This is a genomic window from bacterium, from assembly GCA_016786595.1.
Lineage (GTDB): Bacteria > Bdellovibrionota_C > UBA2361 > SZUA-149 > JAEUWB01 > JAEUWB01.
The window spans coordinates 1-13022 of sequence record JAEUWB010000015.1 but is presented as its reverse complement, the minus strand read 5'-3'; the positions used below and the strand labels follow the sequence as shown (position 1 = coordinate 13022).

14 protein-coding genes and 1 pseudogene are annotated in these 13022 nt (G+C 43.2%); 5 read left to right on the top strand and 10 right to left on the bottom strand.

The window, feature by feature from the left end:
- A partial coding sequence (locus JNK13_03160; GenBank protein ID MBL7661731.1) for a class I fructose-bisphosphate aldolase occupies positions 1–683 on the bottom strand: 683 nt, incomplete at its 3' end.
- Between the two features lie 194 nt (positions 684–877).
- On the opposite strand from JNK13_03160, the gene JNK13_03155 reads away from it, so the two are divergent.
- Positions 878–1327, top strand: a complete 450-nt coding sequence (locus JNK13_03155; GenBank protein ID MBL7661730.1) for a pilin — start codon at positions 878–880, stop codon at positions 1325–1327.
- Between the two features lie 106 nt (positions 1328–1433).
- Here the strand turns inward: JNK13_03155 and JNK13_03150 are convergent, their stop codons facing one another.
- Genes JNK13_03150 through JNK13_03135 form a run of 4 tightly spaced genes read right to left on the bottom strand, consistent with a single transcriptional unit; the run spans position 1434 to position 5357 of the window.
- The gene (locus tag JNK13_03150) at positions 1434–2726 is read right to left on the bottom strand and encodes a metal ABC transporter permease (GenBank protein ID MBL7661729.1); all 1293 of its coding nucleotides are present in this window, start codon (positions 2724–2726) and stop codon (positions 1434–1436) included.
- Complete coding sequence (locus tag JNK13_03145; GenBank protein ID MBL7661728.1) at positions 2710–3636, bottom strand: metal ABC transporter permease; 927 nt, start codon at positions 3634–3636, stop codon at positions 2710–2712. Before JNK13_03145 ends, JNK13_03150 begins: the two co-directional genes overlap by 17 nt.
- A 7-nt stretch (positions 3637–3643) precedes the next feature.
- Complete coding sequence (locus tag JNK13_03140) at positions 3644–4411, bottom strand: metal ABC transporter ATP-binding protein (GenBank protein ID MBL7661727.1); 768 nt, start codon at positions 4409–4411, stop codon at positions 3644–3646.
- A 13-nt stretch (positions 4412–4424) separates the two neighbouring features.
- Complete coding sequence (locus tag JNK13_03135) at positions 4425–5357, bottom strand: zinc ABC transporter substrate-binding protein (protein MBL7661726.1); 933 nt, start codon at positions 5355–5357, stop codon at positions 4425–4427.
- Positions 5358–5374: 17 nt separating this feature from the next.
- On the opposite strand from JNK13_03135, the gene mntR reads away from it, so the two are divergent.
- On the top strand, positions 5375–5815 hold the full coding sequence (mntR, locus tag JNK13_03130; GenBank protein ID MBL7661725.1) for a manganese-binding transcriptional regulator MntR: 441 nt from the start codon (positions 5375–5377) through the stop codon (positions 5813–5815).
- On the opposite strand, the gene JNK13_03125 is transcribed toward mntR, so the two are convergent.
- Together JNK13_03125 and JNK13_03120 are read right to left on the bottom strand one after the other, a co-directional pair.
- The gene (locus JNK13_03125) at positions 5812–6303 is read right to left on the bottom strand and encodes a hypothetical protein (protein ID MBL7661724.1); all 492 of its coding nucleotides are present in this window, start codon (positions 6301–6303) and stop codon (positions 5812–5814) included. The genes mntR and JNK13_03125 overlap by 4 nt on opposite strands.
- A 13-nt stretch (positions 6304–6316) precedes the next feature.
- Positions 6317–7183 carry a hypothetical protein gene (locus tag JNK13_03120; protein MBL7661723.1) on the bottom strand — a complete coding sequence of 289 codons (867 nt, stop codon included), beginning with the start codon at positions 7181–7183 and terminating at the stop codon, positions 6317–6319.
- A 626-nt stretch (positions 7184–7809) separates the two neighbouring features.
- Here JNK13_03120 and JNK13_03115 point away from each other — a divergent pair.
- Positions 7810–8631 carry a hypothetical protein gene (locus tag JNK13_03115; protein MBL7661722.1) on the top strand — a complete coding sequence of 274 codons (822 nt, stop codon included), beginning with the start codon at positions 7810–7812 and terminating at the stop codon, positions 8629–8631.
- Positions 8632–8964: 333 nt separating this feature from the next.
- Positions 8965–9432, top strand: coding sequence for a hypothetical protein (locus JNK13_03110; protein ID MBL7661721.1), 468 nt, complete (start codon positions 8965–8967; stop codon positions 9430–9432).
- Positions 9433–9613: 181 nt separating this feature from the next.
- On the opposite strand, the gene JNK13_03105 is transcribed toward JNK13_03110, so the two are convergent.
- A complete protein-coding gene (locus tag JNK13_03105; GenBank protein MBL7661720.1) occupies positions 9614–10033 on the bottom strand; it encodes a nuclear transport factor 2 family protein in 420 nt (139 codons plus the stop codon).
- Positions 10034–10047: 14 nt separating this feature from the next.
- Positions 10048–10887: a hypothetical protein gene (locus tag JNK13_03100; protein ID MBL7661719.1), complete on the bottom strand. Its 840-nt coding sequence runs from the start codon at positions 10885–10887 to the stop codon at positions 10048–10050.
- Positions 10888–11030: 143 nt separating this feature from the next.
- Between JNK13_03100 and JNK13_03095 the strand changes: the two genes are divergently transcribed.
- Positions 11031–11684 (top strand): hypothetical protein, encoded by a 654-nt coding sequence (locus JNK13_03095; protein ID MBL7661718.1) that lies wholly within the window; start codon positions 11031–11033, stop codon positions 11682–11684.
- A 20-nt stretch (positions 11685–11704) separates the two neighbouring features.
- Here the strand turns inward: JNK13_03095 and JNK13_03090 are convergent.
- Positions 11705–11936: pseudogene (locus JNK13_03090) on the bottom strand (hypothetical protein).
- Between the last annotated feature and the right edge of the window lie 1086 nt (positions 11937–13022).

The following is a 13022-nucleotide window of genomic DNA, read 5'->3' as shown; positions in this document are numbered from 1 at the left end:
ACAGGAATTTTAGCTTTATCATAAGCCTTACGTGCGTCATCTTGCTCGATATGCGCTGAAGGCGGTTTTACTTTTACAATATGTGCACCAAGTTGGCAGGCAATATGCGCAGCGTAAGCTACGACATCGATTGCTGTCTCGCCTTCCTTGGAAAGTCCCTCACCGCGCGGGTACGACCAAACAACTACAGCAAGTCCGTTGGCACGCGCCTCTTGAGTTAATTCACGCAGGTCTTGATACATCTCGTTACGTTCAGAAGACCCCGGATAGATTGTATAGCCAATTGCCGCGCAACCAAGCTCAAGTGCATCCTTAATGCTACCCGTGATTGATGAGCAGGGGTTTTTAGTTTTAAACAATGAATCAGAATTATTCAGTTTTAAAATTAGCGGAATTTCGCCAGCCCACTCCGTAGCTCCAGCTTGCAAAAACCCAAGCGGGGCTGCATAAGCGTTACAACCTGATTCAATCGCAAGGTCGAAATGGTAGCGCGGGTCATAGGCCGGAGGATTTGGCGCAAAGCTACGTGCTGGGCCATGTTCAAATCCTTGGTCAACTGGAAGGATTACAAATCTACCAGTTCCGGCAAGATTTCCAGTGCACATAATTCTTCGCAAATTACTTAAAACACCTGGATTTTCAGTGCTATACCAACTTAAAATTTCTTTTACTCGTGGGGTCATAAAGCAATCCTATCAATTATTATCTATTGCGCGATGTCTATAGCGTATTTTTCGAGCTTGATCCACTGTAATAACCCACTGAAAATAAAGAATTATTCTCGAGTTCATTAAGTTTTTTGGGGAACATTGCCGATAGGAATAACTAAGGAAGATTTTAAAGTAAAACTTTTGTGATTAATTTTTAATTGCGACTTATGCATCGTTACGCAGAAAAATTGCTAAAAAAATATCTCGGGTTGTCGCCTCAGACAAAGTCCAACCAACTTGGGTTTACGTTGATAGAACTCATGGCAAGCCTTGCAATTGTTGGCATTCTAGCAGCGATTGCTACTCCCTACTACGCTGACTACAAAAAGAGAGCCTTCGATGCTTTGAGTGAAGAAAATTTACATGCCGCAGCGCGTGGTGAAGAAACTTACTACAGTGATAATGAGCGCTATGTCGACTGTATCGGGGGATCTGCCTGCGAAACTACGCTTCCAGGTTATGCTGAGTCAGTTGGCGTTGATATCGCGATGTTTCAAGTTCCCGCTGCATATCCGGTTCCTGAATATTTCACGGGGCGCGCTTTTCATCCAAAAGGCAAACACAACGCGCTTGCCACAGCCATGATGTGGAACAGTAATCAGGGCGGGCTGCAGTAAGCTTCAAACTTAGGCTTGAACTTTCCCTTGACTTTACCCACAAGTCGCAAGGAGAAAGGAGAAGATCAAGTTCAAGCCTAAGCCCAAGAATAGAATCCAACAAACTTTAGGGAATATTCGTACCATGCGGATCTTTATTCTGCCCGCCAAGCTCTTGCTGCAACTCAGCTTGCAATTTCTCTGTGATAAAGTGCTCAACTCGTTCCGATGGGCTGTGCAAATGATCTTCAGGAAGTTGTAGCTCCTTAGACAAAAATGACTCCCACAGACGGTGCCGACGAATCACTGCCTGCGCCCGTTCAAATGCTCGAGGGCTGAGCGTCACCACTCCCGTGCCAGCAACTGCAACTTCCTGATTAAAGGCAAGCTTTCTTAAAGCAATTTTACGAATTAGCGGGGCAGAACTTGTAATCGGTGATAGTTTAGTTGTTAATAGTCGCTTTGAGACAACGTGCTCAGATTTTTCCTGCGCACGGTAAAGTGCGCCTAAGATATCTTCTTCAGCAATCCGTAGCGCTAGCAGGAAGCGTTTAAATTCTTTCGCTAAAATTCCATGTTTTGGCGCGATGAATAGCACAACCAGAAAAATCAATAATCCCGCACCGGCAATCATTCCCGCAATCGAAGTATTGACCATGACCGCAAGCAGGTAACCAATCACGGCTGCAGTTGCCCCGATTAGCGCCGATAAAATAATCATCACGTGCAGCTTGTCGGTCAATAAATAAGCAGTAGCTCCTGGAGCAGTCAGCATTCCAACAACTAAAATTGAGCCCACGCTTTCAAATGAAGAAACCGCAATCACCGCAATTAGTGTCATTAAGCCATAGTGAATCAGCGGAACAGAAAACCCCAGCGCTGCAGCCAGCGTGCTATCGAAAGCAACGATTTTGATTTCCTTATAAAAAACCCCAATCAAACATAGCGTGAGAGGAAAGATCGCAAAATTCCAAGCCAGCGCCTTAGGTAGCTCCACGCCGAAAATATGCACCGTATCAAAAGGCACAAATTCAATTAGTCCATAGAGCACGCAACCTGGATCGAGGTCGATATCACGCGCAACCCAGGTAATTAGAATCACGCCAACCGCAAAGAAAGATGTAAATACTACTCCCATGATTGTATCAGCGGGCAATTTGGAAAAATTAGTTAGCGCCTGAGACAGAAATGCAGTCAGTAAGCCAGTCACTGCCGCGCCAATTAACATATAAAGCGGCGCCCTTGAACCGGAAAGAATAAACCCCATAGCCAATCCAGGTAGAATCGCATGCGAAATCGCATCGCCTAAGAGCGACATTCTACGCACTACTAATAAGCTCCCCGCAAGCGCGCACGTGGCACTCGTAAGCACAGCAGTCAATAGCGTCAATGGTTCAATCGAGTTAATTAAGTCGAGCACTTTGAAGATCCTTTCTAAATCGTCTCAACCTGAAATAGTGCGAGATCATTCCACGCCGCGGGGCAAAAAGTAGAGAAATCACAAAGCAACTGAAGGCAACTAAGGTAATCATTGGACCAGTCGGCCAACCACGCGAGAGCGTCTGAGAAGGTGCTTCAAGCGTGGCACTCAAAACTGAGCCCAAGGCCCCAGAAAAAGCACCAATGCAACCTGCCATGATCAATAGCGTAGCCAAGGAGTTCGTCCAAAAGCGAGCTGTCGCAGCTGGAATAACCAGTAAGGCCACCACCAAGACAACTCCGATAGCCGGTAGGGCCACAACAGTCACCGCGCAGACTAAAACGGAAAGAAAAAAATCAATTGCCTTAACCGGCCAACCTTGAACTGCTGCAAATTCACGATCGAAAGTCGAGACTGCAAGCTCTTTGTAAAAAATTACAACCAAAGCAAGCACCAGTAAACAAACATAGACAATCAATTCTACGTCAGCTTTGACCATCGCTGCAGCTTTGCCAAAAAGGAAAGTGTCTAACCCAGCACGGTTTCCGCCGGGCAGATTTTGAATCCAGCGTGAAAGCGCAATGCCGATTCCAAAAAAACCGCCAATCACAATTGCCGTAATTGCATCATCCTTGACGCGCACATGGGCACGCACGAATGCAATTAATCCGCTGGCACAAATTCCAAAAACAAGTGCACCAAACAGAAAGGCAATAAAATTTCTATCGCCAATGATTAAATAGGCCACGCAAACTCCGGGCAATGCCGCATGTGCTACTGCATCACCAAGGAGCGATTTGCGTCTGAGCATCATCATTACGCCAATCACGCCCGCACAAAGCCCAAGTAAAACTGTTCCCACGAGAACTGTGCGCGAATTTGCATACGACAAGAAACTTAGATCTAACATTCGTGCCTTAAATTTTGCGACCCTCAGTGATTTTATGAACACTGTCCCTCAATTCTTCTAGGATCGTCAGTCGCCCACCATAGGTTTTAATCAAGTTCTCTTTGGTAAAAATCTCTGTCACTGCTCCGGCAGCGACGAGTCGGACGTTTAATAAAATCGCGTGATCAAAATATTCCGGCACAGTTTGCAGATCGTGATGGACAACGATGATTGTTTGGCCTGAATTTTTGAGTTGATTCAGCGTATCGATAATGATTTTTTCAGTTGTAGCATCAACGCCGGCCAAGGGTTCATCCATTAAATAAAGTTTAGCCTCTTGCGCCAGTGCCCGGGCGAGAAAAACTCGCTGTTGTTGACCTCCAGAAAGTTCTCCAATTTGACGGGAAGCAAAATCTTGCATGCCCATTTGCTGTAAGGCATTTTCTGCAATTTCACGGTCAACTTTTGTAGGTCGCTTAATCCAGCCGCACTTGCCATAGCGACCCATCAAAACAACATCGAGTGCATTGACTGGAAAATCCCAGTCAACACTTTCGCGTTGCGGCACATAGGCAACTTCACTGCGTAGAGCTTTAATTTCTTGGTTAAAAATTCTAACATAGCCGCTGCCAAGCGAGACTAGGCCGAGGGCAGCTTTAAGTAGAGTCGATTTCCCTGCGCCGTTCGGCCCGACAATTGCTGTGAGGGACTTTTGTGGGACCTGCAGATCAACGTCCCATAAAACTGGATTACTGTGATAGGCGACAGTTAAGTCATGCACTTCAAGCGCTGGGATCTGCGGACTGGAATTATCCATGGAGAGCCTCAACAATCTTACTCACGTTGAAGCGGAACATGCCTAAATAAGTTGCTTCCGCTGTGCCCTCTTTTCCCATCGCATCGCTATATAATTGTCCTCCAATTTCTACCTTGTGGCCGCGCGATGCAGCCCCTTCAATTAAGGCTTCGATTGCCTTTTGTGGAACACTAGACTCAATAAAGACAGCTTTAATTTTACGAGAACTAATCAGATCAACCAGTGCATTCATTTCTTGAATACTGGCCTCGCTGTCAGTACTAATCCCCTGGATACCTCGCACTTCAATCGCATAAGCGCGGCCAAAGTAGCCGAAGGCATCGTGGGCAGTGATTAAAACACGTTTCGCTACTGGAATAGTGGCGATTTTCGATAAGACTTCTGCGTGCAAGCGGTCAAGCTCTGCCTGATATTTCTGTTCTTGAAGTTGATAATACTCTGCTCCTGCTGGGTCGCGCTGTATCAAGACTTTCGCGATATAACTTACAACCTGCTTCCAGAGCGTTACATCAAACCAAATATGTGGATCATACTGGCCCATAAATTCAGAAGGTTGACGTAAAAGTTTTGTATCAATTCCTGAAGCTACTGCGTAAACAGGTTTTTTCTTACTGAGTTTTTCTAAAATCTCAGCCATTTTGCCTTCAAGGTGAAGGCCATTATAAAAAATAATTTCTGCGTCCGTTAATAACTTCAAGTCTCCAGGTGAGGCTTTATAAAGATGTGGGTCAACCCCCTCACCCATTAACGCTTGAACTTGAACGCGCTTACCGCCAACTACTCTAACAGCATCAGCAACCATTGAAGTGGTCGTAACGATAGATATTTTTTTGTCCGCTGCTTGGACCGAAACGCTATATGCAAGACAGCAGAAACTCAGAGTAAAAATTCGTAGAAAAAATCGATTGACAATCAAATGTAGCATAGGCTACATTTTAGACTATGTCGAACACGCTCGTCAAGACCGCTAATATACCACTTAAAACACGAGTCAAAGGCCATCTTTGCACACGACGTGCGCATGCTCGCGAGCTCTCTGAAGACTATGTCGAAGCAATTGCCGAATTAACTGCAAATTGCGGCAGGGCCCGCGTAATTGAAATTGCCAAGGCACTAGGCGTGACACATGTAACTGTAATTCGCACACTTAAACGTCTTACCCGCTACGGGCTAGTCATTAAAGAACCATACCGTGGAATCATTCTGACTGATTCGGGCAAGAAGCTCGCGGAACGCTCAAAAAAGAAACATCAGATTGTTTTAAATTTTTTACTTGCTTTAGGTATTGATGAGCATACGGCAATCAAAGACTCTGAAGGAATCGAGCATCACGTTAGTCCCGCCACACTTGACGCCTTTGCGCGCTATCTCGAAGTAAGCTAATCATCGTGCTCCGAGTCATGTCCTACTTGAGTTGCCGCCCCGCGACCTGCGTCAATCTCTGAATGTCGAATTTTACCACCGAGATTACTGGTATAGGCTAAGAATCCGCTGCTTAGCATGGCAACTACTAAAAGTAGATTGAAGATTAGCGTCGCTGTAGATTTGGCGAAGATGATTTGAAATAATGTAACTAGGGCTAAGACTGCAGTGGCAAGTGCTAGTATTAAAACTACTTCGGCAATTTCTTCATGCGCTTCGATTTGCTCTTCAACTATTCCAGGCAAACGTTCGACAATCTCTTCTGCCTCACCGCCAGAAAAATAGACCGGCAGCGCTAACATCCCAGCAATGAGCAGCACACTTGCACCAGTAATTTTTACAGCTGTGTTTTGCTTAAATCGCCCAACCACAGCGATTGTTAAGCCAGTTGGAATTAAAATAACCGGCAAATGAGCTAAAACTAGGTGCAAGTGTGCTGCGTTAATCATTTCCTTATAGATACTAGACCAAACTAAATCTAATAATCATGTCAGCAGTAATTCTCCAATCTAAGACATTACTGCCCTCTTCACGCTCAAGCGGAAACTGATAGGCTGCACCAACGTCGATGTTATCTGCTAAACGATAGCGTGCACCAACACTCATACTGATCAAGTTCTCACCTGCAGAATTTGCTGCTCCGAAATTGAAGTAATCTTGACCCTCATCCGCAATCGGTAAACGATTTCCGGAGTTTGTCACGTGGTTCAAGCCAAGCTCTACAAGCGGATAAAAATTGTCGACTTTGTAACTAACATGCGCATTAAGATCAAAGAATGAGCTGTCTGCATCATCAACTCGGATGCGATATCCAGTGTGTCCCATGAAATTCCAATTCCCCTGCACTGCGCCAGCACTTAAAAATGGATTAAACATGCCATCGCCTTGACCTTGCAAAATATCCTCATCTCCGAGCGGAATCTCATACGTTAACCCCGCTGTGGCAATTGCCGTATCACATTTAAAAAATGAATATTTAAGACCTGCAGCAATATCTGCAATCCCAGTATCGCTAGGCACAACAGCGGAGGGATTTAAATCAACAATTCCGTCTTTCACTGCAATCAACGACAAATCGTCGGTTAGTTTAAAGCGCGCCTGTAAGGCATATACTTGCACATCGCCGCCGCCCGTGACGAAGTCGTCCTGTAATTCGTGATGCACAAAGATTGGGCGTAATTCTGTGCTGTGGCGTGGGTCTTCGAATATAACTGGTTGCGAAACTGGCGAAATCATTTGCGCAAGATCGTCAGCAATAACTGTCGTACTGCTCTGAACTAGAGCTACAGTTACTATCGGTAAAGTTAAAAGACTAAATTTAATTTTCATATTCAGCTACTCCTCCATACTAATTGGGTCCATCCATCTATTAGCGAGGTAACGCCTTTTACGATCGCGCGCTAGTGATTTATAAAAATATTTTTATTAATACTTGAATCAAAAATTACTGTTTAGAAATGTAGCGAATACTTTCAAGTAGATGACTTAATCTGATTTCTAGTTCTGCTTGAGAACTTTGGTATATCAAGTACAAGAATGGGTCGTGATGACAAGGCGCCGTGGTCATCAGCCGGACTGCTGCGCAACTCACTTGCTGCAGAGTCAATGTTTTTTAGATAGAGCAATTCACGATTTGATGTAGCACGAATCGTGAATTGCTCTAATGAGCGCTTGCAAAGCGCTCCCGTAGACGCAGAAAAAATCAAATCGGGCGCCGATTTAGTCTACGCAATGTTGTGTAAAGATTCATCTTTACGCAACCAGTATAATCTAGAGCGTTTCTTCAAATATTCTTTTGTCTCGCCGTAGGCGAGGCCTTAATATTACTACACCGAAAAGTGAAACGCTCTAGTTCTTAGAAAAATCCAGCGATCGAATGATCGTTCGGGAGCATAAAATTTTTATTCAATTTTTCCTGCCAAACCTGCCGATATACTAACTGTAGGGAGTAGCGGATGTTTCAGTTTTATCGGTTGTTATATTCTTCGGTCTTATGCCTAGCTGCTTTTGCAGTTACTGTCGCAGCAAGTTCTGCTGAAGAAAATCAAGTAAAAAAAATTGCACAACCGCGCTTTACGCTTTATGTCGATCTTGGAAAAGCTCAGGATAGTTCCGAAAACTTTATCGTTGATTTAGCCGATCACTCTGTGAAGCTGCTCGAAAAGAACATTCAAGAATTAAGCCGTGTTTTAGGGTTTGAGCTACAACATAATGTGGTTTTACGTTTCATGTCTCCGCAGGAATTTCATAAGCAAACCGGCGCACCTGAGTGGACTAATGCCATGTACTATAATGGCGAAATTATTGTGCCGCTCGATCCAAAAGATCAGGCAAAAATCAAAGGTTTAAGCACTGCCTTACGTCACGAACTTGTACATGCCTTCACAGCTGATCTCTCGGGCAGTCGTTGCCCAGCGTGGTTAGATGAAGGCTTGGCCCAACTTCTAGAAGGTCGCACTAATCCAACACTCTCTTCTGAACTCAGATATTTACTAAAAAGTGGCGGTCCACTGCCTTTAAATGACTTGGAAGCTGGATTTATGACGCTGGATGAACGCATGGTTCCAGCTGCCTATGCGCAATCGCTTTTCGTGGCACGTAATTTAGTGCAGAAGAAGGGTTTTACCGCAATGCGTAACTATCTTAAAGCACTTAGTCGCGGTATCTCAGCTGAGCAAGCCTTCAGCCTTGCCTTTGAGATTGAGCAAAAAGACTTCGAGCGTGGGCTACATGTCGAATTGGCACGATGGTCTAACTCTGAAGCCGTGCTTTACTAAATCTCAGTCTAGGGAAGCGCTCATGAAGATCTGACTGCTCTCAAACTCGAACAAGCATTCTAGTTTTAATTCAGGCTCAGCAATATCCAAGCTAAAATAAATTTGAATAGCTACAATCAAAGATCGTAAATTGAGGTTAGTTCAATTGTTCTTTGACAACATCATTGTGAGTAAAGTCACTGACTGACCTTCTAGTGGCGAAGTATTAGTTTACTAAGCTTGCTCCTAAAATGCCCCTAGGGGGTCAGAAGATACCTAGGATATATAACAAGTTGAGTTGAAATCAGCAGTGATTTCAACTCAACTTGCATGGTTGGGTAAGGACAAAACGACATGTGGATTACAAAAATCCGACTTGCGCGTATTGCCCTAATCGCAGCGACAGCGGGAGTGTTACTCGCTTTTGTTGGCCTCTACGGTGCTAATAACCTCTATCTTGATGCAATCAAGAACAGAGCAGTTAATGCTGATGATGCCTATGAAGCAAGTTTACATCTGCAACGTTATCTTTCAGCCTTGGAAGATAACGGTGTCCGCAAAGTCGTTTCAATTCAGGGCCACGACCCTCGAGATCCACTACTAGTTGAACTTGAAGCGGTTCAAGCGATCGACGAGAGCTCTCCAGACAAGCTCGCACAGTTGCGAGAAGTCCAAAGTAAAATCAAGGCGCTTCCCAATATTACCTTCGCGGTAACTTGGAAGATGCTGAGTGCAATAATCTATATCATTCTAGCACTTTGGCTTTTGAACTGGCTGGCAGGGCGAATCGAAGATCGTGGTGAAAGCAACGATCACGACTAGGTGGATTGAGATCAATGCTCAGGGCAGTGTTTCGACTCTGCCTTGAGCACTTTTTATGGTTGTAAATCTTCTGACTACTCTATTCAGACAATACTAAGATTCAGAGTTCTGGCTGAATGGGTTAGTAAAACAACCGGGGCAAGTTCGCCTTGCTCCGACATAAATTACGTATCTCGACAGATTAATTTTTTGCCTGATCTACTGTGTTCTCTGCCTGATACGCGTCAGCTAGCGTGGCGGTGTCAATATATTCACACCAGCTGCTAATTTTGCCTTGATTGATGCGAAAGACCTGAACCCATTCGGCCGAAAATTCTTTTCCTGTACTTTTTGCCCGGCACTTTTCTCTTCCTAAAACGGCAACAATTTCTTTATCTTCGATATATGAAGACGGTACAAATTCTAAAATTTCTTCATGCTTAAAAAGTACATTAAAAAACTCACCGACTCCATCCTTGCCCTGATATCTTCCGAAATAGGGTATGATCTTTGGACCAAATAATTCCCATTGAATATCATCGTGCAGTAAATCGAATAAACTATGCAAATCACCTTTAGCGATATATTCGTAAAATTTTCCTGCAATTTCTTTTGGTTTCATATGACTTCATTCTCCTAACTATAAAATTTTAGTGCTTGACCTGGGTCGTAGCCAATAAAGCTAGAGATCGAAACTCGTTTGCCATTTTCAAACCCCCTGACTGCATGAGGTTGTCGAGTATTGATAATGATTAAATCTCCCACCTCTGGCTTAATCAGCTGGGAAGCACAATAATTCGGATCTGCTCTGAACTCATGTTCGGGACCTATCTGCGCAACTTCTTCAGCAGACAAGATTGGTCCACCGAGCAACTCTAATTCACCGCCAAGCTCTGGCACCTGTAGATAAATATTTGCACTGAAGTGCATTGTATAAGGCCAGGTCCCGTCAACATGCGGGAGTTTTGATAATAGAGTATCTTTGCCGCTGCGAGTAATGCGTCCAATTCCACAAAAAGCTTGTTGGCCATTTATCTTTTCAATGCAAGCACCAAACCTATGGATGCAACTTACTTCTTCGATTAATTTCACGATTGGGTGATTGTTTTTAGTAATTTTATTAATTTCCTGAAAAATTGAATTATTTTGCGAGAAATACTGTTCAAACTCAGCGCTCGTATTTGATTTCCCAATCAATAAATTACGGGGGTAACCTATGCGATCGACGTGATAATCGAGATATTTCACTTTACCTGGGTCACTTGGATCAGCAACATTTTGGCCGTATAGTGCTCTAAATTTGTGCTCGATAAACCATTGAGACAATTCAGCACACCGTGAAATCGGATAATAGCTGGGCACTCGCAGAGCTGAAATCTGACCGTGAAGCAAATTTTGTAATGAAAAGAAATCTAATTTTGAAAGCGTCGAACAATAGGTAGATTCACGCACTGTTTCTGGTAAAGCATTTGACATTCTTTTTATCTCAATTTCTAACCGCCCCGGAACTATAGCTAATTTACTGGGATAAAGATATTGCTTAGTAAATTTATATGTTGTTAATATAACGCCTTACAACAGTCTTGTTGTAAACACAACACAATGCTAGATGCAACTTTATGCCTAAACTAAAGTCCTCAAGCATTGCAGAAGAAACTCAGTCATACATTAACCAGCATCCTGGTATTAAAGAATGTTTACGGTCTGGACTGATTAATCATACTGCTCTTGCTAGGGAAATTTGCAAAGCAAGAAGAATTTCGAGCATTGATGCTGTTGTAATGGCCTCGACAAGATATGCGAAACGGATCGAGAAACAACGTCGACATGAAAATACTCTCAGACAGATGCTCGCTGAGGCAAAAATACTAGTGCGCAGCAAAGTTATGCTAGCTGCCTGGGAACACAAAAATAATCTTAGCAAGCTTTTGCCGCTTTATAATCGAATATACAACCGCGGAGGAGAAATAACCATCGTTGAAGGGCATAAGTTGGCGACAATATTTACAGAGAACGAATTCGCTGATGAAATAAAAAAGGTTTTTGGTTCTGAAATTAAATTATTAGTTCAGGATTTGGTTAAGATTACCTTATTATTGCCCGAGAAAGTAACTTTTACTCATGGCTATGCAGCTTACATGTTTCATCTTATCGCTGAGCGTGGCATTAATATGCTTGGCGACGTAACTTCCACAGCCGAGCACATTTTTATTATTGAAGAAAAAGACTTGCCACAAGCACTAGATGCCTTAAAAGTTCGTCAGTCTGGCTAGATCTGGCGATTGTGAAGCTCTCACGCGGTTCGGCATTTGATAATGTCAGCAACTTTCGCCTGAGATACATCAAGCGCAAATAGTGCGCGACATATTAGATCGAGCGTGACATCCTCAGCAGCAGATTCGATTTTTGCTACCCGTGACTGACTTGAATCAATCATTTTTGCTAACATCGAGATCTAAAAACTCTTTAACTGTGCCAACTTGAAACCCAACTGCTCTTAACTTTTGGTACAGGGTTACGGCCATTAAGTTAAGGATTATAAGGCCGTCATCTCGACCGAAGTCCTGAGTTTACTCAGGGCGAAGTGGAGAGATCTCCAATTGTATTTCTTGAAGAATTTGGAGACCTCGGCGTGAGCTCGGTCGAACGCTTTCTCGACTACACTTCGTTTCGCTCGAAATGACGAGGACTTACCTGCTGCCTTAACTTAATGGCAGTGGCCCCGTACCAAAGATGAAAGATGAGGTCAGAATGGTCATTATTAAACCTTTGATACAGCTACTAAGAGTATTTCTTTCTTACCTGGTAATAACTCAAATTTCCTGTAATTTGCCTTAACTATAGTTCCCGGCAAAAATTCCCACTCTTCATCCTCTGGGTCATGTATATCTTCTCCTAATAATTGATATATACTCTCTGACAATTTTTTTGCGCTAACAGGTCGATAAGTAACAGTCCCTTCATTTAATAACTGGACGTATATAATCTCATTATTGGAGTTCATTTTAGAGGTCATTGGCTCATAGTAGATTTTTTTTAACTCTCTTTGCTACTAATCGTTTTTCAGGTTTACTTGGGTCACCGAACAGAGTTTTTTCTTCGACGTATACATTTGTTCCGGGCTCGAACTCCCATTCCTCATCTTCTCGGTCGTAAATATTGTCTTCTAATATTTTATAAGCATTTTCTATATTACCTAATTTTACTGCCCTAACTGGTCTATAGCAATCCGTCCCCTCATTAAGAAGTTGGATATATATAATTATTTCATGCTGACTCTTCATAATTAATCCCTGGTATCGGGTTACTTTTTTACTTATGCATTGCAGTTTAAAAATACACTTCCAACTACATTATCGTCCAGACTTAGGCACGTGTTGCGTCTAGCTGAAAATATTTTGCATTACGCTTACTTCCGAGATTTATCTATTTATTTGAGAAAGTTTTGAGAAAGTAACCCGATACCAAAAGTAAATAGGTGCTTACTTCCTACTGCAAGCTATTTTTTCTGCAGATCAACCCCAGTCAGCTGACTTGGTGGGCTAAAAATATCTAGAATCCTCGTTTCTTCGATGGCAAAAGCCGAGTGCTCAACAAACGAAGGTAAATAC